The organism is Micromonospora sp. IBHARD004, from assembly GCF_052814115.1.
The window spans coordinates 4,693,367-4,716,926 of record NZ_CP199934.1 but is presented as its reverse complement, the minus strand read 5'-3'; the positions used below and the strand labels follow the sequence as shown (position 1 = coordinate 4,716,926).

The window sequence follows — 23,560 nt, the reverse complement described above, 5'->3', positions numbered from 1 at the left end:
GTTCGGGGCCGTGGGGTGGCGGCGCGTCGGGCCGCGGGTCGGCCGGACCGTCGCTCACAGGCCCTCCGCCCGGTCCTCGCCGAGCGCGGTCAGCCGGTCGCGCAGCCGGGCGGCCTCCGCCGGCCGCAGGCCGGGCACCCGCGCGTCGCTCGCCGCCGCGGCCGTGTGCAGCTGCACAGTGGCCAGGTCGAACGCCCGCTCCAGCGGCCCGGCGCTGACGTCGACGAACTGCATCCGCGAGTACGGGACGATGGAGAGCCGCCGGACCAGCAGCCCGTGCCGGACCAGCAGGTCGTGCTCCCGCTCGGCGTACCCCCAGGCCTGCACCGCGCGGACGATGGTGGCCACCCGCCAGCCGGCCAGCAGGACGACCGCGCCGAGGGCGGCGCCGAAGAGCCATTGCCCGCTGAACGCCCAGCCGAGGCCGAGCCCGATCAGCAGGACGGCCAGCAGCACGCCGAGCCGGATCAGCTCCACCCAGATCAGGTCACGGGAGATCGGCTGCCAGCGGACGGTGTCCGGCCACGGCTCCAGCGGGCCGGCCGGGGCCGACGGCGGCCCGGCGAGGTTGTCACCGTTCACCGGGGTGGTCCGCTGCGCTCACTCACCCTTCGAGGGTAGGCGATCCGGCCACCGCCGCCACGTCGCGCAGGAAGCCACGCGCGTCGAGAAAAGCGCCGAGCGATTCCCGGTGCTCGGAGCAGGCGAGCCAGGTCTTGCGCCGGTCGGGGTCGTGCAGGCGGGGGTTGTTCCAGTGCAGCGCCCAGGCGGCGGGATTGCGACATCCGCGGGCCGAGCAGATCGGCGCCTCGTCGGCAGGGCGGGGAGTGGTCATCCGGGCCAGTCTAGGCCGCGCACGGGAAGTTTTAGCGCCGGGCGGCCACGGGGGGAGCCGCCCGGCGACGGGGTGAATCGTACACACGCTGTACCCCTTCCTGTCCACCCGTGTTCAGCGTTTTCCGGGCCACGGGACGGCGTGGCGAAAATCGTCCTCTCCCACCCTCGGCTCTCAGCCCGGCATGACAGTCTTGATACGCACCACGCCGCGACGACCGATCATGCTGTGGAGGACCGGTGGCCCAGCCGACCACGCCCGACGCCCCGACCCCGACCGAGGCCCTGCCGGACGCGCAGCCGGTCGGCACGACCCCCGCCGAGGACGCCACCCTGCTGGAACGCGCCCTGTTCGAGATCAAGCGGGTGATCGTCGGTCAGGACCGGATGGTCGAGCGGATGTTCGTCGCCCTGCTGGCCCGGGGGCACTGCCTGCTCGAGGGGGTGCCCGGGGTGGCGAAGACCCTCGCCGTGGAGACCCTCGCCCGGGTGGTGGGCGGCTCCTTCGCCCGGGTCCAGTTCACCCCCGATCTGGTCCCCGCCGACATCATGGGCACCCGGATCTACCGCCAGTCCAGCGAGAAGTTCGACGTCGAGCTGGGCCCGGTCTTCGTGAACTTCCTGCTCGCCGACGAGATCAACCGGGCGCCGGCCAAGGTGCAGTCGGCGCTGCTGGAGGTGATGAGCGAGCGCCAGGTGTCGATCGGCGGCGAGACACACCGGGTGCCCGACCCGTTCCTGGTGATGGCGACGCAGAACCCGATCGAGCAGGAGGGCGTCTACCCCCTGCCGGAGGCGCAGCGCGACCGCTTCCTGATGAAGATCGTGGTGGGCTACCCGACCGACGCCGAGGAACGGGAGATCGTCTACCGGATGGGGGTCGCCCCGCCCGAGCCGATGCCCATCTTCAGCACCCCCGACCTGATCGCCCTCCAGCGCAAGGCCGACCAGGTCTTCGTGCACAACGCACTGGTCGACTACGCGGTCCGGCTGGTGCTGGCCACCCGCGCCCCGGCCGAGCACGGCATGCCGGACGTCGCGCAGCTCATCCAGTACGGCGCCAGCCCGCGCGCCTCGCTGGGGCTGGTCCGGGCCACTCGGGCGCTGGCGCTGCTGCGCGGTCGGGACTACGCCCTGCCGCAGGACGTGCAGGACATCGCCCCGGACATCCTGCGCCACCGGCTGGTGCTCAGCTACGACGCGCTCGCCGACGACGTCCCCGCCGACCACATCGTGCACCGGGTGATGTCCACCATCCCGCTGCCCGCCGTCGCGCCCCGGCAGCAGGCCACCCCGCCGCCACCGGGCGCCCCGGCCGGCGCGGGCTGGCCCGGGCAGCGGCCGTGACCCCACCCACCCCCCTGCCGGCCGGGGCCGGCGCGGAGCGCAGCGCCGCGGTGCTGTCCCGCCTGCAGCTGCTGGTCACCCGGAAGCTCGACGGCCTGCTCCAGGGCGACTACGCCGGGCTGCTGCCCGGGCCGGGCAGCGAGGCGGGGGAGTCCCGCGAGTACCGCCCCGGCGACGACGTCCGCCGGATGGACTGGCCGGTCACCGCGCGGACCACGATGCCGCACGTCCGGCGTACGGTGGCCGACCGGGAGCTGGAGACCTGGCTGGCGGTGGACCTCTCGGCGAGCCTGGACTTCGGTACCGGCCAATGGCTCAAGCGCGACGTGGTGGTCGCCGCGGCGGCCGCCCTGACCCATCTGACGGTGCGCGGCGGCAACCGGATCGGGGCGGTGGTCGGCACCGGCGCCCCGGTGCCCGCGCCGGCCGGCCGCTGGCGGGGCGCGCCCCCGGCGACCGGGCCGGGGACCCTGCTCCGGCTGCCCGCCCGGGCCGGCCGCAAGGAGGCGCAGGGCCTGCTGCGGGCGATCGCCGGGGCCGAGATCCGGCCGGGACGCAGCGACCTCGGCGCGCTGGTCGACATGCTCAACCGGCCGCCCCGCCGCCGCGGTGTGGCGGTGGTCATCTCCGACTTCCTGGCACCGCCGCAGCAGTGGGGTCGGCCGATCCGTAAGCTGCGGGTCCGGCACGACGTGCTGGCGATCGAGGTGGTGGACCCGCGCGAGCTGGAGCTGCCCGACGTGGGGGTGCTGCCCGTGGTCGACCCGGAGACGGGGGAGCTGCACGAGGTGCAGACCGCCGACCCGCGGCTGCGCCGCCGGTACGCCGACGCGGCCGCCGCCCAGCGGGCGGCGATCGCCGCCGAGCTGCGCGCCGCGGGCGCGGCCCACCTGCGGCTGCGTACGGACCGAGACTGGCTGCTGGACATGGTGCGATTCGTGGCCGCGCAGCGGCACGCCCGCACCCGAGGGACGACACGATGATCCGTTTTCTGCAACCGTGGTGGCTGCTGGCCGTGCTGCCGGTGCTCGCCCTGGCCGCCGCGTACGTCTGGCGGCAGCTGCACCGCCGGGCGTACGCGATGCGGTTCACCAACGTGGACCTGCTGCGGACCCTCGCGCCGAAGGGGCTGGGCTGGCGGCGGCACGCGGCGGCCACCGCGTTCCTGCTCTGCCTGCTCGTGCTCGCCACCGCGCTGGCCCGGCCGGCGATGGACACCAAGGAGCCCCTGGAACGGGCCACCGTGATGCTCGCCATCGACGTGTCGCTCTCCATGCAGGCCGACGACGTGGCCCCGAACCGGCTGGAGGCGGCCCAGGAGGCGGCCAAGCAGTTCGTCGGCGAGCTGCCGGAGAACTACAACCTCGGGCTGGTCTCCTTCGCCAAGTCGGCGAACGTGCTGGTCTCGCCGACCAAGGACCGGGAGGCGGTGACCACCGCCATCGACGGGCTGGTGCTGGCCGAGTCGACGGCCACCGGGGAGGCGGTCTTCACCTGTCTGGAGGCCATCCGTTCGGTGCCGTCCGACGGCGCGGCGGGCATCCCGCCGGCCCGGATCGTGCTGCTCTCCGACGGGTACCGCACGTCGGGGCGGTCGGTGGAGGAGGCCGCCGCGGCGGCCCAGGCGGCGAACGTCCCGGTCTCCACGATCGCGTTCGGCACCGACTCGGGGCAGGTGGAGATCGGCGGCCAGCCGCAGCGGGTGCCGGTGGACCGGATGGCCCTCGCGCAGCTCGCGGAGACCACCGAGGGCTACTTCTACGAGGCCGCCTCGGTCAGCGAGCTGAAGCAGGTCTACCAGGACATGGGGAGCTCGATCGGATTCCGGACCGAGCCGCGCGAGATCACCCAGTGGTACGCGGGGATCGCGCTGCTGCTGGCCCTCTGCGCGGGTGCGCTGAGCCTGCTCTGGTCGTCGCGCCTGCTCTGAGCGGGCGCGGCGGCCGACGGCACGGCGGCCGGTGACGACGGCCGAGGGCCGACCGTGGTCGGTCGCCGCGACCGGCGGTGGTCAGTGACCGCCGCCGGCCAGGACGAAGAGGACGGCCACCCAGACGGCGGCGAGGGTGAAGCCCAGGGGGGCGACGTAACGGCTCATGGACAGGCTCCGGTGGCGGCTGGACGGTCCGCGACGGGACCGCGGGGGCAGGCAGGACGCGCACACGAAGTCGTGACCGGGGGGCTCCTCCGCGGCCGGCCCCGGATCGGGGCGGCGCAGCACGCTCACCCCGGCCGGGGCCGAGGGTCACGCGGGGGGAGCGGGAGCTGGGTCAGCTCTCCTGACTGAGTCGTAGCTCAGCGGGGCTGACGTTCGGCCCGGCCACGACTGGGAGGATCGCTATCTCGCACAGCGATCACCTCCTGCGGTCGGCGGGGCCCGGAAGGCGGGCGGTCGACCGCCCGCAAACGTGGATCATCGTACACCCGGCGCGCCGCCACACCGCACTCGGCCGACCGGCCCCCACCCGCCCCACCGGAGGGTCATCCGGTTCCTGACCCGGGGTCTCTCCATCAGCCGCAGCGTACGGACCGGCCGCCGCGACGTCGTCCCGCCACGGGGTGAGCCCGTCCGTCACACCCCGGTGTGACCTGGTCGCGTTAGCGCTTACCTACCGGTAACCCCTAGGCTCCGACCGACGCAGAGATCAGCGGAGCAGAGGGGGACCCGTGGCCCGTACCGTGCTGGTGACCGGCGGAAACCGGGGGATCGGCCTGGCCATCGCGCAGGCCTTCGCCAAGCAGGGCGACCGGGTGGCGGTCACCCACCGCAGCGGCGAGGCGCCCGCGGGGCTGTTCGGCGTCAAGTGCGACGTCACCGACTCCGCCTCCGTCGACGCCGCCTTCAGCACCGTCGAGGCCGAGCTGGGCCCGGTCGAGGTGCTGGTCGCCAACGCCGGCATCACCGACGACACGCTGCTGATGCGGATGTCCGAGGAGCAGTTCACCGGAGTGCTGGACACCAACCTGACCGGCGCGTTCCGCTGCGCCAAGCGGGCCTCGGCCAAGATGCTCCGGGCGAAGTGGGGCCGGATGATCTTCATCTCCTCGGTGGTCGGCCTCTACGGCAGCGCCGGCCAGGTCAACTACGCGGCCAGCAAGGCGGGGCTGGTGGGCGTCGCCCGCTCGATCACCCGCGAGCTGGGCAGCCGCAACATCACCGCGAACGTGGTCGCGCCCGGCTTCATCGCCACCGACATGACCGCCGCGCTGCCCGAGGAGCGCCGCGCCGAGTACCGCAAGGCCATCCCGGCCGGCCGGTTCGCCGAGCCGGACGAGGTCGCCGGCGTGGTCGCCTGGCTGGCGTCGGACGCGGCCGGCTACATCTCCGGCGCCGTCATCCCGGTCGACGGCGGCCTGGGCATGGGCCACTGAGCCACCCGTCCCGAGAAGAACGCACGGAGGAACCTCTCGATGTCTGGACTGCTCGCCGGTAAGCGGCTGCTCGTCACCGGCGTCATCACCGACGCCTCGATCGCCTTCTCGGTGGCGAAGCTCGCCCAGGAGAACGGCGCCCAGGTCGTGCTCACCGGCTTCGGCCGGCTCTCCCTGGTCGAGCGGATCGCCAAGCGGCTGCCTGAGCCGGCCCCGGTGATCGAGCTCGACGTGACCAACGCCGAGCACCTCGCGGGCCTCGCCGACAAGGTCCGGGAGCACGTGGACGGCCTGGACGGGGTGGTGCACTCGATCGGCTTCGCCCCGCAGAGCTGCCTCGGCGGCGGCTTCCTCGACGCTCCCTGGGAGGACGTGGCGACCGCGTTGCAGGTCTCCACGTACTCCTACAAGTCCCTGGCGATGGCGGCGCTGCCGCTGATGTCCGCGGGCGGCGCGGTGGTCGGCCTCACCTTCGACGCCACCAAGGCCTGGCCGGTCTACGACTGGATGGGCGTGGCCAAGGCCGGGCTGGAGTCCGCCTCCCGCTACCTGGCGCTGCACCTGGGCAAGCAGGGCATCCGCAGCAACCTGGTCGCGGCCGGCCCGCTGCGGACCATCGCCGCCAAGTCCATTCCCGGCTTCGACCAGTTCGAGGACGCCTGGACCGAGCGCGCACCGCTCGGCTGGAGCCTCACCGACCAGGAGCCCGCCGCCCGGGCCTGCCTGGCGCTGCTCTCCGACTGGTTCCCGGCCACCACCGGCGAGATCGTCCACGTCGACGGCGGCTACCACGCGATCGGCGCCTGAGACGGCGCCGAAACCCGACCGTCCCGGGGTCGTCGTCGGGTCGTCACGGCCGTCGGGGGAGAATGGCGCCATGGCGTACGACGCGTTGGTGCTGGTCTCCTTCGGCGGTCCGGAGCGGCCGGAGGACGTGCTGCCCTTCCTCCAGAACGTGACCCGGGGGCGGGGCGTGCCGCCCGAGCGGCTGGCGGAGGTCGCCGAGCACTACCTGCACTTCGGCGGGGTCTCCCCGATCAACCAGCAGTGCCGGGAGCTGCTCGCCGCGATCCGGGCCGACTTCGCGGCGAACGGCGTCGACCTGCCGGTCTACTGGGGCAACCGCAACTGGGATCCGATGCTCGCCGACACCGTGGCGCAGATGCGCGACGACGGGGTCGAGCGGGCGCTGGCCTTCGTCACCAGCGCGTACGGCGGCTACTCGTCCTGCCGGCAGTACCAGGAGGACATCGCCGCCGCCCGGGCCGCCGTCGGCCCGGACGCTCCGGTGATCGAGAAGCTGCGGCAGTTCTGGGACCACCCCGGCTTCGTCGAGCCGCACGCCGACGCGGTGCGTACCGCGCTGGCCCAGCTCGACCCGGCGCAGCGGGACACCACCCGCCTGGTCTTCACCGCGCACTCCGTCCCGACGTCGATGGCCGCCACCGCCGGGCCGAACGGCGGCCGGTACACCGCGCAGCTGGCGGAGACCGCCCGGCTGGTGCACGCCGCCGCCGCGCCGGACCTGCCGTACGACCTGGTCTGGCAGAGCCGGTCCGGCCCGCCGCAGATGCCGTGGCTGGAGCCGGACATCAACGACCACCTGGCCAGCCTCGCCGAGTCCGGCGTCACCGGCGTGGTGGTCAGCCCGATCGGCTTCGTCTCCGACCACCTCGAGGTGGTCTGGGACATCGACACCGAGGCGCTGGAGACGGCCAAGCAGCTCGGCCTGGACTTCGTCCGGGCCGGCACCCCGGGCACCGACCCGCGCTTCGTGGCGATGGTCCGCGAGCTGGTCACCGAGCGGACGGCGCCGGACGGGGAGCGGGTGCGCCGCCGCCTCGGCGAGCTGCCGATGTGGGACACCTGCCCGACGCCGTGCTGCGTGCCCGCCGCCTGGCGTCCGTGAGCCCGACCGACCCCTACACCCCCTTGGGACGACGACTGATGCATGACCGCAAACCGGTGCAGAGCTGGCTCACCGACATGGACGGCGTGCTGGTGCACGAGGGCCAGCCGGTGCCCGGAGCACCCGAGTTCATCAAGCGGCTCCGTGCCTCCGGCAAGCCGTTCCTGGTGCTCACCAACAACTCGATCTACACCCCGCGCGACCTCCAGGCCCGGCTGGTCCGGATGGGGCTGGACGTGCCGGAGGAGGCGATCTGGTCGTCGGCGCTGGCCACCGCCCAGTTCCTCGCCGACCAGCGGCCGGGGGGCACCGCGTACGTGATCGGCGAGGCCGGGCTGACCACCGCGCTGCACGCGGTGGGGTACGTGCTCAGCGACTTCGCGCCCGACTACGTGGTGCTGGGGGAGACCCGCACCTACAGCTTCGAGGCGATCACCAAGGCGGTCCGGCTGATCAACGACGGCGCCCGGTTCATCTGCACCAACCCGGACGCGACTGGCCCCTCGGTGGAGGGCGCCCTGCCGGCGGCCGGCTCGGTGGCGGCGATGATCTCCAAGGCGACCGGGGTGGATCCCTACTTCGTGGGCAAGCCCAACCCGATGATGATGCGTTCGGCGTTGAACACCATCGAGGCGCACTCCGAGAGCACCGCGATGATCGGCGACCGGATGGACACCGACATCCTCTGCGGGCTGGAGGCGGGGCTGGAGACGATCCTGGTGCTGACCGGGATCAGCAGCCGCGCCGAGGCGGAGCGTTACCCGTACCGGCCGTCCCGGGTCGTCGACTCGGTGGCCGACCTGATCGACGAGATCTGAGCCTGCGGCCCCGGCTGCACCCTCAGGGGCGCAGCGGGGCGTTGCAGGCGGCGACCAGGGCCTGCCGGCAGGCGGTGGTGAGCGGGCGCAGCGCGGCGTCGCGCTGCTGGGCCTCGTAGTTGTTGATCGCCCCGCCCGGCGCGCTGTGCCCGGCGAGGGCGAGCACCCGGTCCAGCACCGCGGCCCGGGCGAAGAGTCGCCGGGCCCGCGGGTCGAAGCCCGGCGGCAGGTCGGTGGCGCCGTCGGGGCGGCGCAGCGCGGCGAGCGCCCCGGCCAGCTCCGGCCGCCACTGGGCGACGTCGAGGCGGGTCAGCGCGGCGGTGGTCTCCGCGAGCGCGGCGGCCAGCTCCGCCTCCGCCTCGGCCGCGCCGGGCGCGGTGAGCGACGCCGCCGGCGCGTTGGGGGGCAGCGGGTACACCCGCCAGAGCACGGTCTCCCAGGTCATCCCGGAGCCCGAGGTGTGGCTGCGCACCTGCGGGATCAGGCCGAGCCCGCCGGCGACCACCGCCTCCCCGGCGAGCAGCGCCGCGCCGGCGAAGTCACCGGGGCCGGGCAGGCCGCGCGGGTCGCCCGGCGCTGGCAGCACCAGCCTGATCTCGTCGGGGGTGAGCTTGGCCAGGGTGGGCAGCGCGTCCCGCAGCGGGACGTCGGTCCAGGTGCCGGGGGCGTCCGCGACCAGGTGCTCCTCGTCGCCGGCGATGGAGTCGGCGACCTCGTCGAAGGGCACCAGGCCGGCGCGCCAGGCGCGCACCCAGGCAACGAACCGGCTGGACCGGCGCGGAGCCAGCGTGGCCGCGCCGGTGGCGGGGAGGGACATGCGGAAAGGGTACGTGCTCGCCGCCGCCCCTGTCTCGACTGCCGCTCCGGCCGCGTAGCCTGCCCCGAACTGCCTTCTTCGCCCCTTTTTGCGGGGCCGTGGCGTCCGCCGCCCGGGCGGGCCGGCGTCCCGGCGGCGCGTCGGCGGGCGGCGCGCCGGACCGCCGGTTAGCGTGATCCACATGGCGGGGCGATACGGCGAGGACGTGCTGGCGGGGGACTGGCGACGGCGGAAGGTCACCCCCGAGGTGGACGCCGAGCCGGACCTGGTGGTCGAGGACGCCGACTCCGGTTTCTGCGGCGCGGTGGTCGGCTTCGAGGCCGGCGCGGTGGTGCTGGAGGACCGGCACGGCCGGCGGCGCAACTTCCCGCTGCTACCGGCGGCCTTCCTGCTCGACGGCCGGCCGGTGACGCTGCGCCGGCCGACCCGCGCCCCCGTGCCGGCGGCCCGACGGCGTACCGCCTCCGGCTCGATCGCGGTCGACAACGTCCGCGCGCAGGTCGCGAAGGCCAGCCGGATCTGGGTCGAGGGCGTGCACGACGCCGCGCTGGTGGAGCGGATCTGGGGCGACGACCTGCGGATCGAGGGCGTGGTGGTGGAGCCGCTGGACGGCATCGACGCCCTCGACGCCGAGGTCCGTGCCTTCGCCCCCGGCCCGGGCCGGCGGCTCGGCGTGCTCGTCGACCACCTGGTGCCCGGCTCCAAGGAGAGCCGGATCGTGGCGGCGGTGACCTCGCCGCACGTGCTGGTCACCGGGCACCCGTACGTCGACGTGTGGCAGGCGGTCAAGCCGGCGGCGCTCGGCATCCGGGCCTGGCCGGTGGTGCCGCCCGGACGGCCCTGGAAGGAGGGCGTCTGCGCGGCCCTCGGGGTGGCCGAGCCGGCGGAGATGTGGCGGCGCATCCTGTCCCGGGTCGACAGCTTCGCGGACGTGGAGACGCCGCTGATCAACGCGATGGAACGGTTGATCGACTTCGTGACCGAGCCTTTGTAGTCGTCGGTCGACTCCTTGCCGCTTGCCGCTTGCCGCTTGCCGCTTGTCGCGGTTCAGGGCCGGGGGCCGCCGTGCCCGGCTCCGGCGGTCAGGCTCGATCCCTCCGCCGGACACGGCGGCCCCCGGCCCCGTCGTGGGCGGGCTGCGCGGTCCGGTTGCGGAGGGGGGTGTCCTTCGGGGCGCTACGAAGCTGATGACGTGAATGGATCAGGGGCGATCCATCCACGTCATCAGGTTCGTAGCGGTGGCGCACCGATCCCGCCCGCCAACCGGCCGGGGCCGGCCCGGCCCGGCCAGGTCCGAGCCCGGCCGGGTCGGGGCGGCGTGGTGGGTCAGGGTTCCTGGTCGGGAGTGCGGGTGAAGACGAAGGTGGCGATGTCGAGGGCGACCGCCCGGCCTGCCTCGTCCCGGACGACGGTGAGGATCTCGCCGTCCTGGCCGCCGGAGCGACCCCGCCAGCGGTCCGGGCCCTCCGGGGCGAAGCGGAGCACCGGCTGACCGACCGGGCCGGCCAGCAGGTCGCCGGTGCCGTCGGGGCGGACCTCGTACTCGGCGCCCATCCACCACCACCGGCCGGTGAGCTCGGCGAGGTCGGCCGGGGGCGGCGCCGCGGCCGGGCGCCACGGCGGCACCGCGGCCGGTTCGGCGTCCAGCACGAGGGTGAGGATCTGCCGGGCCAGCCCGACGATGTGGTGCCCGCCGCGCAGGCCGTACGAGTTGGCGAAGTCGACCACGGCGGTGCGGCTGGGCCGGTGGACCGCCAGCCCGGCGATGTACCCGGGCATCGAGCCGCCGTGGCCCAGGTACACCCGGTCACCGACCCGGTAGAGCTCCACGCCGAGGCCGTGCCCGCCGGTCCACGAGTCCAGGTCGCTGATCACCACCGGGGCGCACATCGCGGCGAGCGTCTCCGGGGCCAGCACCTCCGGCGCCGGGTCGGCCAGGAACGCGGCCCAGCGGGCCAGGTCCTCGACGGTGGACCAGAGCTGACCGGCGGGGGCCATCGCCCCGGTGTCGGTACGCGGCTCCTCCCGCAGGGTGTCGTGCCAGGGGTGCACGACGTAGCCCCGGGCGTACGGCTCGGTGGCGTGGTAGGTGGTCCGGCGCATCCCGAGCGGTTCGAGGATCCGCTCGCGGAGCAGGTCGTACCAGGGCGTGCCGGTGATCCGCTCAAGCACCCCGCCGAGCAGCCCGTACGCCAGGTTGGAGTAGTGGTAGACGTGGTGCGGCGGGTAGGCGATCTTGTCCGGGGTCAGCCCGGCGACCAGGGTGGCCAGGTCGACCCCCTCGGTCCGCTCCCACCAGGAGCCCTCCGGCTCCCGCTGCAGGCCGCTGGCGTGCCCGAGCAGCTGGCGCAGGGTGAGCGCGCCGACCGGGGTGCCGGGCAGGTGCCGCTCGAGCGGGTCGTCCAGGGCGAGCCGGCCGGCGTCCCGCTGCTGCATCACCAGCACCGCGGTCATCGTCTTGCTGATCGAGCCGATCCGGTACTGCCGGTCGGCGTCCGGCCGGGGGTGCTCGCCGGCGACCGCGAGGTGCGCGAGGGCCCCGTCCCGGGCCACCCCGACGGCGAGCGAGGGCGCCCGCCCCTCCGCCTGGGCCCGGCTGACCAGGGCGTCGACCTGTCGGGCGGTGTCGGGCAGCAGGGGCACGGCGTTCTCCTCGGTCGGGGGGATCGGGTGCCGCCGAGCTTACTGATCATCGCGGGACGCCGGTGCGTGCTTCGACGTGTCACGATTGCTGCGTGGACGCCGTGGTGTGGATCGTGTTGGGTGTGGTGCTGGCGGTCGCCGAGATCTTCACGACGACGCTGTTCCTGATCATGTTCGCTGCCGGGGCGTTCGCCGCCGCCGGGGCGGCCGCGCTCGGTGCCCCCGTGGCGCTGCAGGCGTTGGTCTTCGCGGTTGTGTCCGCGCTCTCGGTGGCGGTGGTCCGGCCGGTCATCTGGCGGCACGCCCAGTCGGCGCTGGAGAGCGGCGACCAGCCGTTCGGCGTGGAGGCGATCGAGGGCTCCAGCGCGCTGGTGCTGGAGCGGGTGGACGCCGAGCACGGCATGGTCAAGATCGACGGCGAGCTGTGGAGCGTCCGCTCGTACGACGTGACGCAGAGCTTCGCCCCCGGTGAGCGGGTGCAGGTGATCAAGGTCCGGGGCGCCACCGCCCTGGTCTGGCAGGACGACATTTCCCACCCCGGTGAGCTTCCCGAAGCGAAAAGGTGAACGGTATGGACATTGCATTGGTGCTGTTGGCCGCCGTGGCGTTGATCGTCGTGGTGACGCTGGTCAAGGCGGTGCGGATCGTGCCGCAGCAGCGCCAGGACGTGGTCGAACGGCTCGGCAAGTACAAGCGCACCCTGAACCCGGGCCTCAATCTGCTGGTCCCCTTCATCGACGCGGTCCGCACCAAGGTCGACATGCGGGAGCAGGTGGTCAGCTTCCCGCCGCAGCCGGTGATCACCTCGGACAACCTGGTCGTCTCGATCGATACGGTGCTCTACTTCAAGGTGGTCGACGCGGTCCGGGCGACCTACGAGATCTCGAGCTTCCTCCAGGCCATCGAGCAGCTCACCGTCACCACGCTGCGCAACGTGATCGGTTCGCTGGACCTGGAGCGTGCGCTGACGAGCCGGGATGAGATCAACCGGCACCTGTCCGGGGTGCTGGACGAGACCACCGGACGCTGGGGTATCAAGGTCACCCGGGTCGAGATCAAGGCGATCGAGCCGCCGGCGAGCATCCGGGACTCGATGGAGAAGCAGATGCGCGCCGAGCGGGACCGGCGGGCGGCGATCCTCACGGCCGAGGGGCACAAGCAGTCGCAGATTCTCACCGCCGAGGGTGAGAAGCAGTCCGCGGTGCTCCGCGCCGACGGTGACCGGCAGGCCCGGATCCTCCAGGCGGAGGGCCAGGCGAAGGCGATCCGGACGGTCTTCGACGCGATCCACCAGGCCAACCCGAGCCAGAAGGTGCTCGCCTACCAGTACCTCCAGGCCCTGCCGCAGATCGCCAACGGCACCGCCAACAAGGTCTGGATCATCCCGGCCGAGCTGACCAAGGCTCTCGAGGGGATGGGTGGCGCACTGGGCGGTCTGAGCCAGATGGTGGGTGATCTCCCGGCGCCGGAAGCGGCCGACCACGCGAGCCAGGTCGAGCGCGAGGCCGCCGAGGCGGCGCAGGCCGCCGCCGCCGCGGCCCAGCAGATCCACGACGAGGTACGCGTCGCCGAGGCGCAGGCCACCGGCGGTGCGAAGCCGCAGGGGCTGCCCGCGCCGGAGCCGGTCTCCCCGGACAGCCTGCTCAACGACCCGTCGGACCAGCGCGCGCGGGGCTGATCCGGCCGCCGTCCGAGCCGGGCGGCAAATGCGAGAAACACTCATACGGCGCCCCGGCGCCTGCCACGATCGGTCTGAGGACGGGTGGTGAGCAGGAGCCGGGGCGCCGTACGCGTCCGGCGCCGCCCGCAGGCGGAGCGAGGTGACGCATGAAGGATCCGGCGAACAGCTTGTGGTCCAGGGAGCCGGTCCCCGGCGACCACGATCCCGCCGGTCCGCTGGGCAGCCGGCGTACCGGGGGTGGGTTCGGGGTGCTGCCGTTCGTCTCCGACCCCGGGCCGGCCGCCCCGGCCACCAACGCGAGCTGGGCCTGGTCGGTACGGCGGTTCGCCCGCGCGGCGGTCTGGCTGCTGCCCGCGTACGCGATCCTCTACGGCGCGGTGGCGATGGCCAGCGACGGCGGCGTGGGCAACGACCCCTACCCGGCCGACGGCCGGGCGCTCTACCTGGTGGGCTGGGTGGCCGCGGTCTGGCTCGGCCTGCTCGCCCTGCTGGCCCTGACCGGCCTGCTCGCCGCCACCCGCTGCCGCCGGGTCGCCGCGGCGGGCCTGCTGGTCAGCATCGCCGGCACCGTGCTGATGCTGCCGTTCGCCGGGCTGGTCGAGGAGGCGCCGGTCTTCGGCACCACCGCGCGGAGCCTGGTCCTCTTCGGGGCCACCTGTTACAGCCTGGGGTGGTTCCTCACCGGGTGGTCGGTCGCCCGGTCCGGGATGTTCAGCTACGGCGACGGGGTCATGCTGATGATCGCCGCCCCACTGCTCGGCCTCGGCGGCGCGCTGATCGGCTCGTTGCAGACCTTCGGCGCGCTCTTCGTGCTGGTCGCCGGGATCGGCATCGGCTACCGCTCGGGCCGGCTGGTGCCCGCCATCATCGCCCGGGACGCCGCCGCCGCCAGCGTCTCCACCCCGACCGTGCCCGGATCCTCCCCGAACGGCCCGCTCGCCACCTGATGACCCGCCCGTAGCTGGGAAGTCACCGTGAGGTAACTGACAGTTGCCTGGCGGAGTGGCTGATTGGCGGCTTTCGCGGTAATCCTGGTGTGCATGCCGTCACCCCGGTCGCCGCTGTCGCGGCTCTTCACCGTGCTCCTCGCCGGCGCCCTCGCCGGGCTCGTCCTCGCGCTCGCCGCGCTGCCCAGCGGCCTGCTCGGCGGGCAGGTCGCCAAGGCGGCCCTCGGGGCGTACGTGGAGCTGCCCGACGCGCTGCGCACCCCCGCGCAGCCCCAGCGCTCCTACCTCTACGCCAACGACGGCAAGACCCTGATCACCACGTTCTACGACGTCAACCGCACCGACGTGCGGCTGGCCGAGATCGCCCCGGTGATGCGGCGGGCGATCGTCGCGGCCGAGGACCGGCGCTTCTACTCCCACGGCGGCGCCGACCTGCGCGGCATCGCCCGCGCGCTGGTCGCCAACGTCCGCGGCGGCGGCACCGAGCAGGGCGGCTCCACGCTCACCATGCAGTACGTCCGCAACGTGCTCAAGACCGACCCCACCCGCACGGCCGAGGAGCGGCAGGCCGCCACCGAGCAGACCGTCGGGCGCAAGGTCCAGGAGATCCGGTACGCCTCCGCGCTGGAGAAGTCCCTCAGCAAGGACGAGATCCTCAACCGCTACCTGAACATCGCCTACTTCGGCTCCGGGGCGTACGGCGTCGCGGCGGCCAGCCAGCGCTACTTCGGCAAGGCGCCGGCCGACCTGACCCTGGGCGAGGCGGCCCTGCTCGCCGGGCTGGTGCAGTCGCCGGACGAGTACAGCCCGATCAACGGTGACAAGGCCCGGGCGCTGGAGCGCCGGGCGTACGTGCTCGACGCCATGGCCGAGACCGGCGCGATCAGCGAGGCGCAGGCCGCCGCGGCCACGGCGGAGCCGCTCACGCTGCACCCGATCGCCCAGCCGAACGGCTGCACCGCGGTTTCCCAGGGGCACGACGACTGGGGCTTCTTCTGCGACTACCTCCGCCAGTGGTGGCTGACCCAGCCCGCGTTCGGCAACACGGTCAAGGAGCGCGAGCAGGCGTTGCGCCGCGGCGGCTACACCGTGGTCACCTCGCTGGACCCGAAGGTCCAGCAGACCGCGCAGCAGCAGGCCACCGGCGTCTACGGGTACGACAACAAGCGTGCCCTGCCGATCGCGGCGGTCGAGCCGGGCACCGGCCGGGTGCTCGCCATGGCGGTGAACCGGCACTACAGCCTGGACGAGAACCCCGCCGGGCAGGCCAACCGCCCGAACACCGTCAACCCGCTGATCTCCGGCGGGGACAGTGTCGACGGCTACCAGGCCGGCTCCAGCTTCAAGCTCTTCACCATGCTCGCCGCGCTGGAGGCCGGCAAGACCCTCTCAACCGGCTTCGATGCCCCCAGCAAGCTGCCCACCCGGTACGCCGCCGAGGGCGAGGGCGCCTGCGACGGCAAGTGGTGCCCGGCCAACGCCAACCCGGAGTGGATGGACGGGTACCGGATGATGTGGGACGGCTTCGGCCGCTCCGTGAACACCTACTTCGTCTGGCTCGCCGAGCAGGTCGGGCCGGCGAAGGCGGTCGAGATGGCGCAGCGGCTCGGGATCAAGTTCCGGGCCGACTCCGACGCCGCATTCGCCAGGGACGACGCGGAGAACTGGGGCGCGTTCACCCTCGGCGTGGCCGCCACCACCCCCCTCGACCTGGCCAACGCGTACGCCACGGTGGCCGCGGAGGGGACGTACTGCACCCCGCTGCCGGTGGTCTCGGTGACCGCCGGAAACGGCGAGAAGGTGGCCGTGGGGCAGCCGTCCTGCAAGAAGGTGCTGGAGCCCGACGTGGCCCGGGCGGCCACCGACGCGGCCCGCTGCCCGGTCGGCCAGCAGTCGGCGTACGGGCAGTGCAACGGCGGCACCGCGACCTCGGTCGACCGGATCGTCGGCCGGCCGGTGGCCGGCAAGACCGGCAGCTCGGAGCGGAACGCCACCGAGACGTTCGTCGGCTTCACCCCGCAGGTGGCCGTCGCCGGCATCGCCGCCAACCCGGACGACTCGACCGACCTGGTCGGCGCGCCGGTGCAGGCGAAGGTGATCGACGCGGTGGCCCGGGTGATCAAGACCACGGTCAGCGGGCAGCCGGTGCAGGACTTCACCGCGCCGAGCCGCGAGCTGGCCGGCGATCCGCAGCGGCCGAAGCCGCAGCCGACCCCGCGGCCCGAGCAGCCGCGGCAGCAGCAGGACCGGGGCATCCCCTCGGACCTCCTGCGCTGGCTGCAGAACCGCCGCGGCTGAGCCGACGGAACCGGGCCGGGCCTAGCGACCCGGCCCGCCGTGCGGGGGCCGGTACGGGCCGACGCGGAACATGCCGGTCATGTCGTCGTGCGCGGCGTACCCGAAGCGGCGGTAGAGGCCGACCGACTCGCCGGCGGCGAAGAGCCCGATGAACGTCCGGGGCGAGGCCCGGGCGGCGATCCACTCCTCCAGCCGGCCCAGGATCGCCGCGCCGACCCCGCGCCGCTGCCGCTCCGGCCGCACCGCGAGGTCCTGCAGGTAGTAGTAGATCGCCCCGTCGCCGACCAGCCGCCCGATCCCGATCACCCGGTTGTCCTCGACCGCGACCACCCCGTGCAGCGAGGCGGCCAGCGAGGCCGGGATCGCCGCCGGGTCGTACGCGTCGGTCCAGCCGACGGCGGAGGTGACGGCGACGAACTCCTCGACGGTGGGCAGCCGGTCCACCAGGCGGTACTCCATGATCGACAATCTAGCCCGGCGGGCGCGTGGTCAGCCCCGGACCAGGGGTGACACCACCCGGTCCAGCGCCGCCGCCACCTCGTCCGGGTCGCCGTCCCCGTCGACCATCACGAACGTCCCGAACTCGGGCAGCGCCCGGTCCCGTCGCGCCGGCCGAGGGCCCGGGCGAGCCGGTTCCAGAGCGGGCGCCCGCCGGCGTTCCCGAAGTAGCTCGCCGGGGTGCCCCCGGCGGTGTCGGATCCGGCCGGGCGGCTCCGACCCACCGGTGACCGCGCCCGCGGGGGTGCGGCCGATGGAGGAGAACACCATGGGCAAGATCATCTACTGGGTGCACCAGTCCGTCGACGGCTTCGTCGAGGGGCCGAACGGCGAGTTCGACTGGCCCGTGATGGGGGCGGAGCTGTCCGCGTACTCCCTGGAGCAGAGCGAACGGGCCGGCGCGTTCGTCTACGGGCGCAAGGTCTGGGAAATGATGTCGTACTGGTGGCCGCGGGCCGAGTCGATGTCCGACGCGCACGGTCGGGCGTTCGGGCCGATCTGGCGGCGCACCCCGAAGATCGTCCTGTCCCGCACCCTCGAAACGGCCGACCACGGGGCCCGGGTCATCGGCGCCGACCTGGTCGAGCAGGTCGCCGCCCTCAAGGCGGAGCGGGGCGGGGACCTCCTGCTCACCGGCGGCTCGGGTGCCGCCGCGGCGCTGACCGACCACGGTCTGATCGACGAGTACCAGGTCATCGTGCACCCGGTCGTCCTCGGCGGCGGCAAGCCGGTCTTCCCGCCCAAGGACCGGCTCGCCCTGCGCCTGGTCGGATCCCGCAGCTTCGACGGCGCGAGCGTGCTGCTGCGCTACGAACGAGCCAGCTGACCAGCGGCGCCCGCCGCGCCCATCCGCTCCGCGACGCGGCCGGTGGCCGGGGCGGTGCGGGGCGTCCGGCAGAATCGTCGGGTGCCCGTCCACGAGATCACCGACCCCGACGACGACCGGATCGCCGACTACCGCGCGCTGACCGACGTCGAGCTGCGTACCCGCTGGGAGCCCCCGCACGGCCTGTTCATCGCCGAGGGGGAGCTGGTGCTGCGGCGGGCGCTGCGGGCCGGCTACCCGGCCCGGTCGTACCTGGTCGACGCGAAGCGGGCCGACCAGCTCGCCGACCTCGACACCGGCGACGCCCCGGTCTACGCGGCCACCCAGGAGGTGCTCCAGCGGGCCACCGGCTTCCACGTGCACCGGGGCGTGCTCGCCTCGTTCCACCGCAAGCCGCTGCCGAGCGCGGCCGAGGTGCTGGCCGGCGCCCGGCGGGCGGTCATCCTGGAGGACGTCAACAACCACACCAACCTCGGCGCGATCTTCCGGGCCGTGGCCGCCCTCGGCGTGGACGCGGTGCTGCTCTCCCCGTCCTGCGCCGACCCGCTCTACCGGCGCAGCGTCCGGGTCAGCATGGGCGAGGTCTTCGCCGTCCCGTACGCGAAGCTGGAGCCCTGGCCGGACGCATTGGCGCAGGTCCGGGCGGCCGGCTTCACGGTGCTGGCGATGACGCCCGCGCCGGACGCGGTGCCGATCCAGCGGCTGGACGCGGCGCAGCGCGCCCGCGCGGCCCTGCTGATGGGGGCCGAGGGGGCCGGCCTGACCCGGGCCGCCATGGAGGCCAGCGACGTCCGCGTGGTGATCCCGATGCGGCGCGGCGTCGACTCGCTCAACGTCGCCGCCGCCACCGCCGTGGCCTGCTGGGAACTGGGCCGCGACGACCCGCTCTGAGCCCCCACGGCCGGCGTCCGGATCGGTAGGGTCCCGCGCATGAACCCGGTCGCGGCACGTCGTGGGGTGGTGTGGAGCGCCCACGGGGTCGGCGTCGGAGGCGCCGGGTGCCTGTTGTGGGCGTTCAGCGTTCCGGGGTTCGCGGTGCTGATCGCGATGGCAGCCGTCGCCATTCTCGGCGTCGCGGTCGTGCTGTGGACGGTCGGGGCGCAGCTGTCGCACAGCACCGGCCGGACCTGGCCGTGGTGGCTGCCCCTCGGGCCGGCGATGGCGGTCGTCATGCTCGTCCTGCTGGTCACGGGCGTGCCGCTGCGGGCCCGCTGGGCGCTGAGCCGGGACGCGTTCGAGGCCGTCGTGGCGGAGCTGCCCGAGCGCTCGCCAGCCACCGGATTCGACCCGGTGCGGGTGCCGACCACGGTGGGCAGCTACCGGATCACCCGGGCCTATCTGGTGTCCGGCGGAGTCGTCTTCTACGAGGAGAACGGCGCGTTCTTCGACGACGCCGGCTTCGCCTACCTGCCGGACGGGCCCACCCCGTCGCTCGGGAACGGGTCGTTTGAGTCCCCGGTCTTCCGGCCGCTCGGCGGCGGCTGGTACCGCTGGACGGCGAGCTGGTGAACCACGGCCGAGCGGCTGTTCGGGATCAGGGGTGACGCAGGGTAGCGTGTCGGCCGTGTTCCCTACCGTCCGTGAGGTTCTCGCGCTCGACCCGGTCCGCCACGGCGCCCCGCGCCTGGTTGCCGGGGAAGCGGGGCTGGACCGGCCGGTCCGCTGGGTGCACGTGGCCGAGGTGCCGGACATCGCCACCCTGCTCAACGGGCGGGAGCTGGTGCTCACCACCGGGATCGGGCTTCCGGCCGACGACGCCGGGCTGCGCGCCTTCATCGGCGCCCTGGCCGACGTCGGCGTCTCCGGGCTGGTGGTCGAGCTGGGTCGACGCTACGTCAGCGGGGTGCCGCGGGTGATGGCCGCCGCCGCCGAGCGGCGCGGGCTGCCGCTGGTGGAGCTGCGGCGGGCCACCCCGTTCGTCCGGATCACCGAGGCGGTGCACGCGCTGATCGTGGACGCCCAGCTCACCGAGCTGCGCGCGACGGAGGAGATCCACCAGCGGTTCACCGAGCTCTCCGTCGAGGGCGCCGACGCGGCCGAGGTGGTCCGGCAGGCGGCCGAGCTGGCTGGCAGCCCCGTGGTGCTGGAGAACCTGTCCCGGCAGGTGCTCGCGTACGACCCGGCGGGGGAGAGCGCCGAGCTCCTGCTGGACGGCTGGGAGCAGCACTCCCGGCGGATCCGGCCGGACGGGCGGACCGCGTACGACCTGGACAGCGGCTGGCTCGTCACCACCGTCGGCGCCCGCGGTCAGGACTGGGGGCGGCTGCTGCTGCGCTGGCCGAGCGGCGACCTCGCCTCCGCCGGCACGCCGGCCGGCGACGGCTCGCCACCGACCCGGCTGACCATCCTCGTCGAGCGGGCCGCGTCGACGCTGGCGCTGGGCAGGCTGATCCGACGCGACGCCGAGGGGCTGGAACGGCAGATCCACCGCACCCTGCTCACCGCGCTGCTCGACCACTCCCGACCGGTGGACGAGGTGGGGCTGCGGGCCCGCGCGCTCGGCGTGGTGCTGGAGCGTCGGCACCTGGTCGGCGTGGTGGTCCGGCACCGGTCCGACGACCCCGACGGCGGACCGCAGGCCGGCCCGGCCCGGCTGCGGGACCTGGCCGAGGCGGTCGGGCAGGCGCTGCGCGAGGCCAAGCTCACGGCGCTGACCAGCGCCATGGACGATCAGGCCGTCGGCGCGCTGCTCGCGCTGCCGGAGGCCGAGGCGGAGGAGCGGGCGCTCGCCGCGTTCGCCGCCGCGCTGCGGCGGGTACGCCTCGATCCCCGGCCGGCGCCGGGCACCCCCGCTGCGGTGATCGTGGCCGCCGGTTCCGGGGTGTCCAGCCTGCGCGAGGCGCGCCGCTCGCTGGTGGAGGCGCGGCAGATCGCCGACGCCGCCCGCCGGGACCGCCGGGAGCTGCCCGTCTTCAGGCTGCCGCACGTCGGCCTGGCCGGCCTGCTGCACCTGCTGCGGGACGAGCCGCGGTTGCAGACCTTCGTCGAGCGGGAGCTCGGCGGCCTGCTGGCCTACGACGCCCAGCATCCCCGCGAGCAGCTCCTCGGCACCCTGCGGGCGTACCTGGAACAGGGCCGGAACAAGTCCGCGGCGGCCGCGGCGGCGCACCTGTCCCGGCCCGCGTTCTACGAGCGGCTGGCCCGGATCGGCCGGATCCTCGATGTCGACCTGGACTCCGTCGACGCCTGCCTGTCCCTGCATGTCGCCCTGCTCGCCCTGGACGCGGTGCGCGACACCTGAGTCGTCCCGCCCGACCGGTGGGGACGCGTCAGAAGGGGATGCGGGCCTGGCGGAGCGAGGTCAGGACGGCTGCGTCGCCGGAGACGAGTTCCAGGTCGACGTTGTCGTCGCGGCCTGCCAGGGCGCGCAGGTAGGCGACCGCGTCGGCGCGGACGACGGCCACGAGCTCGCCCGAGCCGATCAGCCACGTGCCCCCGGCCGGGCCGGTGAGTTCCAGCGCGACCGGTGCCGCCGACCACTGGAGCGCGAGATCCCGCATGACCTGCGCGACGATGTGCCGATCGTGCTCGGCGATGACGAAGAGTTTGCCGGTGGCCCGGGCCAGGTCCGCCCGGTGCATCCACAGGTCCCGGTTGAGGATGACGTCGAGCAGGTAGGCGACGCGGACGCGCGGAACCCCCGGTATCCCCAGGCTCATCCTGGCCCGGCGCAGGAGCGCGGGCCTGCGCCGACGGGCCCGTACCGCCTGCGGCCACAACACCGCGAACCGCTCGACCAGCTCCGGCCCCCGGTCCGACCGGTGCTCGTCGACCCCGACGGCCGTGTGGGCGTCGACGGGGATCTTGCCGCGGCGGTGGAGGCGTCCCACGAGTTCCCGGCGCACCATGGTGCGCAGTCGGAGCGCGTCCTCGGCCTGGGCGACGAGGTGGGAGACCATCGTGCGGACGTCCCATTCGGTGGCGTCGGTACGGCGTTGCCAGTCGTCGTCCCGAAGCTGCCGGAGCAGGGCCAGGGTCGCCCGCCCCTCGGCCTCGCCGACCGCCGCCGCCTGGTCGCGGTCAGCCTGCCGCTGCTCCGCGGCCACGACGAGGGACTGGGTCATCGGACTCACCGTGCCTTCCGGACGCCGGCGGACGGACCTCTCCAGTGTCGTCGAGATCGACCAGATGAGGTGGCGGTTCGGCCAGCTCCGGCCGGTCCTCCTCAGGTGAGGGCGGTGAGGGCCTTGGCGTAGGCGGTGGGCACGAAGTTCGGGCCGCCCGGGGTGAAGACGTCCGACGTGGCGGCGGCCGACCAGGCGGTGTCGGGGAGCGCCTCGACCAGGGCGCGGACCACCGGGGCGTCGCGCCACTGCTCCTGCTGGGCGAGGAGGCTCAGCGCCACCACCGACTCCTCGACCTCGCCCACGCACTCGAACGGCTTGTGCCCGTCCACGCCGAGCAGCTCCCGGTAGCCGGGGACCTGGGTCTCGTCGGCCAGCAGGTCGCCGCCGAAGATGTGGGTGATCCGCTCGCGCGGCATGAACGGCGCCATGGCCAGGAAGACGAACCGGCACTTCGGGCAGTTCCGGCACCAGCGCTCGCTCGCGTCGCGCAGCTTGAACGCCGCGTTGCAGCTGGTCACCACGTCGTCGTACCGCTCGATCTCGGCGAAGAGTCGGGCGATGTGCAGCTCGGAGAGCGAGCGCAGCAGGGAGAAGTACGGCTCGGTGAGTCCGGCGTGCTCGGCCAGCGCGGCCCGCAGCAGCCCTTCCGCCTCGACGCCCTTGGACCACTGGTGGTTGATCTCGTGACCGTTCCAGACCAGGTTCGGGTCGGAGGCGGAACGCTCGTTGGACATCACCACCGGGCCGAGCCCGTGCAGCACCGCGGTGGCGACCGCGATCAGCGAGTTGATCGCGGTGACCGGGATGTGCCCGTTCAGCGCGCCGGCCGCGTTGAGGTCGAACAGCACCGGGTCGATCCGGCGGCGGGCGGCCAGCGGAGGCAGATCGGAGGCCTGGTTGACCGCGATGATGACGTGGTTCGGGTTGACCGAGAAGGGCACCGGGTCGAAACCGGCCCGGCGCAGCGCCTCCAGGCTGACGATGGAGTCCTTGCCGCCACCGACCGCGGAGAGCGGCCGGCGGTCCGAGTCGTCGTACACCCGGGGTGGAATGACCTCGCCGGCCGGCACCTCCGGACGCAGCTCCAGCACGTGCGGCAGCCGGTTGCGGTACGCGTACTCGGCGAGGCCCTTGGTGTAGACGGCGGTGACCAGCTCGGTGGCGGCCGCGCCCAGCGGCGTCGGCAGCACCAGCCGGTGCGGCGCGGCGGCCTTGTAGTAGCTGACCCCGGCGACCACGTGCAGCAGCTCCAGGACCCGGTCGAGGGTGGCCACGGTCTCGTCCGACGGCGGCTCGGCCGGCAGCGGGAGCGTGATCACCTCGGTGAACCGCTGCTCACCGTGGGGGCCGGTGAGGGTGTAGTCGAACAACGCCTCGCCGGTGGCGAAGTCGATCGAGTAGGACGGGAAGGTGAAGGCGTCCATCCGCCGGAGCTGCTCGTTGGGCACACGCCATACTAGGCCCTGGTTCGTCCGGCCGTGTCCGGCTGCGTCGGACCCTGCC

General features: G+C 73.9%; 25 protein-coding genes. 16 read left to right on the top strand and 9 right to left on the bottom strand.

Translation table 11 applies throughout. The features are described from left to right. Nucleotides 1-54 precede the first annotated feature (54 nt). Together ACTWO6_RS22985 and ACTWO6_RS22980 are read right to left on the bottom strand one after the other, a co-directional pair. Nucleotides 55-582: a PH domain-containing protein gene (locus ACTWO6_RS22985; protein WP_446215867.1), complete on the bottom strand. Its 528-nt coding sequence runs from the start codon at nucleotides 580-582 to the stop codon at nucleotides 55-57. 22 nt (nucleotides 583-604) lie between these two features. Then, nucleotides 605-835 (bottom strand): hypothetical protein, encoded by a 231-nt coding sequence (locus ACTWO6_RS22980; protein WP_446215866.1) that lies wholly within the window; start codon nucleotides 833-835, stop codon nucleotides 605-607. Nucleotides 836-1,074: 239 nt separating this feature from the next. Here ACTWO6_RS22980 and ACTWO6_RS22975 point away from each other — a divergent pair, with 239 nt between their 5' ends. Genes ACTWO6_RS22975 through ACTWO6_RS22965 form a run of 3 tightly spaced genes read left to right on the top strand, consistent with a single transcriptional unit; the run spans nucleotide 1,075 to nucleotide 4,111 of the window. Further along, nucleotides 1,075-2,181, top strand: a complete 1,107-nt coding sequence (locus ACTWO6_RS22975; protein WP_446215865.1) for an AAA family ATPase — start codon at nucleotides 1,075-1,077, stop codon at nucleotides 2,179-2,181. Beyond that, nucleotides 2,160-3,164, top strand: a complete 1,005-nt coding sequence (locus ACTWO6_RS22970; RefSeq protein ID WP_446220737.1) for a DUF58 domain-containing protein — start codon at nucleotides 2,160-2,162, stop codon at nucleotides 3,162-3,164. The genes ACTWO6_RS22975 and ACTWO6_RS22970 overlap by 22 nt, the downstream gene beginning before the upstream one ends. Beyond that, nucleotides 3,161-4,111, top strand: a complete 951-nt coding sequence (locus tag ACTWO6_RS22965) for a VWA domain-containing protein (RefSeq protein WP_130338034.1) — start codon at nucleotides 3,161-3,163, stop codon at nucleotides 4,109-4,111. The genes ACTWO6_RS22970 and ACTWO6_RS22965 overlap by 4 nt, the downstream gene beginning before the upstream one ends. An 81-nt stretch (nucleotides 4,112-4,192) precedes the next feature. Here the strand turns inward: ACTWO6_RS22965 and ACTWO6_RS22960 are convergent, their stop codons facing one another. Further along, on the bottom strand, nucleotides 4,193-4,408 hold the full coding sequence (locus ACTWO6_RS22960) for a hypothetical protein (RefSeq protein WP_446215864.1): 216 nt from the start codon (nucleotides 4,406-4,408) through the stop codon (nucleotides 4,193-4,195). Between the two features lie 440 nt (nucleotides 4,409-4,848). Here ACTWO6_RS22960 and fabG point away from each other — a divergent pair, with 440 nt between their 5' ends. From fabG to ACTWO6_RS22940, 4 genes are all read left to right on the top strand, one after another. Then, nucleotides 4,849-5,553 (top strand): 3-oxoacyl-ACP reductase FabG, encoded by a 705-nt coding sequence (gene fabG / locus ACTWO6_RS22955; RefSeq protein WP_446215863.1) that lies wholly within the window; start codon nucleotides 4,849-4,851, stop codon nucleotides 5,551-5,553. 39 nt (nucleotides 5,554-5,592) lie between these two features. Continuing rightward, on the top strand, nucleotides 5,593-6,360 hold the full coding sequence (gene fabI / locus ACTWO6_RS22950) for an enoyl-ACP reductase FabI (protein WP_109947124.1): 768 nt from the start codon (nucleotides 5,593-5,595) through the stop codon (nucleotides 6,358-6,360). A gap of 70 nt (nucleotides 6,361-6,430) precedes the next feature. Then, nucleotides 6,431-7,462, top strand: a complete 1,032-nt coding sequence (locus ACTWO6_RS22945; protein WP_446215862.1) for a ferrochelatase — start codon at nucleotides 6,431-6,433, stop codon at nucleotides 7,460-7,462. Between the two features lie 38 nt (nucleotides 7,463-7,500). Then, nucleotides 7,501-8,280 (top strand): HAD-IIA family hydrolase, encoded by a 780-nt coding sequence (locus ACTWO6_RS22940; RefSeq protein ID WP_446215861.1) that lies wholly within the window; start codon nucleotides 7,501-7,503, stop codon nucleotides 8,278-8,280. A 22-nt stretch (nucleotides 8,281-8,302) separates the two neighbouring features. On the opposite strand, the gene ACTWO6_RS22935 is transcribed toward ACTWO6_RS22940, so the two are convergent. Then, on the bottom strand, nucleotides 8,303-9,097 hold the full coding sequence (locus ACTWO6_RS22935) for a hypothetical protein (RefSeq protein WP_446215860.1): 795 nt from the start codon (nucleotides 9,095-9,097) through the stop codon (nucleotides 8,303-8,305). Between the two features lie 181 nt (nucleotides 9,098-9,278). Between ACTWO6_RS22935 and ACTWO6_RS22930 the strand changes: the two genes are divergently transcribed. Then, nucleotides 9,279-10,091, top strand: coding sequence for a DUF3097 domain-containing protein (locus ACTWO6_RS22930; RefSeq protein ID WP_446215859.1), 813 nt, complete (start codon nucleotides 9,279-9,281; stop codon nucleotides 10,089-10,091). 332 nt (nucleotides 10,092-10,423) lie between these two features. Here the strand turns inward: ACTWO6_RS22930 and ACTWO6_RS22925 are convergent, their stop codons facing one another. Continuing rightward, nucleotides 10,424-11,740 carry a serine hydrolase domain-containing protein gene (locus ACTWO6_RS22925; RefSeq protein ID WP_446215858.1) on the bottom strand — a complete coding sequence of 439 codons (1,317 nt, stop codon included), beginning with the start codon at nucleotides 11,738-11,740 and terminating at the stop codon, nucleotides 10,424-10,426. A gap of 92 nt (nucleotides 11,741-11,832) precedes the next feature. Here ACTWO6_RS22925 and ACTWO6_RS22920 point away from each other — a divergent pair, with 92 nt between their 5' ends. The 4 genes from ACTWO6_RS22920 (at nucleotide 11,833) to ACTWO6_RS22905 (ending at nucleotide 16,666) form a co-directional block, all read left to right on the top strand. Beyond that, nucleotides 11,833-12,306, top strand: coding sequence for an NfeD family protein (locus tag ACTWO6_RS22920; protein WP_446215857.1), 474 nt, complete (start codon nucleotides 11,833-11,835; stop codon nucleotides 12,304-12,306). 5 nt (nucleotides 12,307-12,311) lie between these two features. Further along, a complete protein-coding gene (locus tag ACTWO6_RS22915; protein WP_446215856.1) occupies nucleotides 12,312-13,418 on the top strand; it encodes an SPFH domain-containing protein in 1,107 nt (368 codons plus the stop codon). A 149-nt stretch (nucleotides 13,419-13,567) separates the two neighbouring features. Next, nucleotides 13,568-14,368: a hypothetical protein gene (locus ACTWO6_RS22910; RefSeq protein WP_446215855.1), complete on the top strand. Its 801-nt coding sequence runs from the start codon at nucleotides 13,568-13,570 to the stop codon at nucleotides 14,366-14,368. 93 nt (nucleotides 14,369-14,461) lie between these two features. Then, complete coding sequence (locus tag ACTWO6_RS22905) at nucleotides 14,462-16,666, top strand: transglycosylase domain-containing protein (RefSeq protein ID WP_446215854.1); 2,205 nt, start codon at nucleotides 14,462-14,464, stop codon at nucleotides 16,664-16,666. A 21-nt stretch (nucleotides 16,667-16,687) separates the two neighbouring features. Here ACTWO6_RS22905 and ACTWO6_RS22900 read toward each other — a convergent pair whose 3' ends face one another. Then, nucleotides 16,688-17,125, bottom strand: a complete 438-nt coding sequence (locus tag ACTWO6_RS22900) for a GNAT family N-acetyltransferase (RefSeq protein WP_446215853.1) — start codon at nucleotides 17,123-17,125, stop codon at nucleotides 16,688-16,690. 30 nt (nucleotides 17,126-17,155) lie between these two features. Next, nucleotides 17,156-17,434, bottom strand: a complete 279-nt coding sequence (locus ACTWO6_RS22895; RefSeq protein WP_446215852.1) for a hypothetical protein — start codon at nucleotides 17,432-17,434, stop codon at nucleotides 17,156-17,158. Between ACTWO6_RS22895 and ACTWO6_RS22890 the strand changes: the two genes are divergently transcribed. The 4 genes from ACTWO6_RS22890 to ACTWO6_RS22875 are packed head-to-tail and all read left to right on the top strand — an operon-like array spanning nucleotide 17,418 to nucleotide 21,231. Next, a complete protein-coding gene (locus ACTWO6_RS22890; protein WP_446215851.1) occupies nucleotides 17,418-17,990 on the top strand; it encodes a dihydrofolate reductase family protein in 573 nt (190 codons plus the stop codon). The two genes, ACTWO6_RS22895 and ACTWO6_RS22890, sit on opposite strands and share 17 nt — an antisense overlap. Before the next feature lie 21 nt (nucleotides 17,991-18,011). Further along, on the top strand, nucleotides 18,012-18,881 hold the full coding sequence (locus ACTWO6_RS22885; RefSeq protein WP_242624545.1) for a TrmH family RNA methyltransferase: 870 nt from the start codon (nucleotides 18,012-18,014) through the stop codon (nucleotides 18,879-18,881). Between the two features lie 39 nt (nucleotides 18,882-18,920). Next, nucleotides 18,921-19,499, top strand: a complete 579-nt coding sequence (locus ACTWO6_RS22880) for a hypothetical protein (RefSeq protein ID WP_446215850.1) — start codon at nucleotides 18,921-18,923, stop codon at nucleotides 19,497-19,499. A gap of 55 nt (nucleotides 19,500-19,554) precedes the next feature. Continuing rightward, the gene (locus tag ACTWO6_RS22875) at nucleotides 19,555-21,231 is read left to right on the top strand and encodes a PucR family transcriptional regulator (protein WP_446215849.1); all 1,677 of its coding nucleotides are present in this window, start codon (nucleotides 19,555-19,557) and stop codon (nucleotides 21,229-21,231) included. Between the two features lie 28 nt (nucleotides 21,232-21,259). Here the strand turns inward: ACTWO6_RS22875 and ACTWO6_RS22870 are convergent, their stop codons facing one another. After that, nucleotides 21,260-22,054 (bottom strand): maleylpyruvate isomerase family mycothiol-dependent enzyme, encoded by a 795-nt coding sequence (locus ACTWO6_RS22870; RefSeq protein ID WP_446215848.1) that lies wholly within the window; start codon nucleotides 22,052-22,054, stop codon nucleotides 21,260-21,262. A gap of 101 nt (nucleotides 22,055-22,155) precedes the next feature. Then, complete coding sequence (locus tag ACTWO6_RS22865) at nucleotides 22,156-23,505, bottom strand: hypothetical protein (RefSeq protein ID WP_446215847.1); 1,350 nt, start codon at nucleotides 23,503-23,505, stop codon at nucleotides 22,156-22,158. Between the last annotated feature and the right edge of the window lie 55 nt (nucleotides 23,506-23,560).

Bases quoted from the DNA above. Each gene is read 5' to 3' on its own strand.
- ACTWO6_RS22980 (WP_446215866.1), bottom strand. From the start codon at position 835: ATGACCACTCCCCGCCCTGCCGACGAGGCGCCGATCTGCTCGGCCCGC.
- ACTWO6_RS22965 (WP_130338034.1), top strand. From the start codon at position 3,161: ATGATCCGTTTTCTGCAACCGTGGTGGCTGCTGGCCGTGCTGCCGGTG.
- fabI (WP_109947124.1), top strand. From the start codon at position 5,593: ATGTCTGGACTGCTCGCCGGTAAGCGGCTGCTCGTCACCGGCGTCATC.
- ACTWO6_RS22945 (WP_446215862.1), top strand. From the start codon at position 6,431: ATGGCGTACGACGCGTTGGTGCTGGTCTCCTTCGGCGGTCCGGAGCGG.
- ACTWO6_RS22940 (WP_446215861.1), top strand. From the start codon at position 7,501: ATGCATGACCGCAAACCGGTGCAGAGCTGGCTCACCGACATGGACGGC.
- ACTWO6_RS22935 (WP_446215860.1), bottom strand. From the start codon at position 9,097: ATGTCCCTCCCCGCCACCGGCGCGGCCACGCTGGCTCCGCGCCGGTCC.
- ACTWO6_RS22930 (WP_446215859.1), top strand. From the start codon at position 9,279: ATGGCGGGGCGATACGGCGAGGACGTGCTGGCGGGGGACTGGCGACGG.
- ACTWO6_RS22915 (WP_446215856.1), top strand. From the start codon at position 12,312: ATGGACATTGCATTGGTGCTGTTGGCCGCCGTGGCGTTGATCGTCGTG.
- ACTWO6_RS22910 (WP_446215855.1), top strand. From the start codon at position 13,568: ATGAAGGATCCGGCGAACAGCTTGTGGTCCAGGGAGCCGGTCCCCGGC.
- ACTWO6_RS22905 (WP_446215854.1), top strand. From the start codon at position 14,462: ATGCCGTCACCCCGGTCGCCGCTGTCGCGGCTCTTCACCGTGCTCCTC.
- ACTWO6_RS22900 (WP_446215853.1), bottom strand. From the start codon at position 17,125: ATGGAGTACCGCCTGGTGGACCGGCTGCCCACCGTCGAGGAGTTCGTC.
- ACTWO6_RS22890 (WP_446215851.1), top strand. From the start codon at position 17,418: ATGGAGGAGAACACCATGGGCAAGATCATCTACTGGGTGCACCAGTCC.
- ACTWO6_RS22895 (WP_446215852.1), bottom strand. From the start codon at position 17,434: ATGGTGTTCTCCTCCATCGGCCGCACCCCCGCGGGCGCGGTCACCGGT.
- ACTWO6_RS22880 (WP_446215850.1), top strand. From the start codon at position 18,921: ATGAACCCGGTCGCGGCACGTCGTGGGGTGGTGTGGAGCGCCCACGGG.
- ACTWO6_RS22870 (WP_446215848.1), bottom strand. From the start codon at position 22,054: ATGACCCAGTCCCTCGTCGTGGCCGCGGAGCAGCGGCAGGCTGACCGC.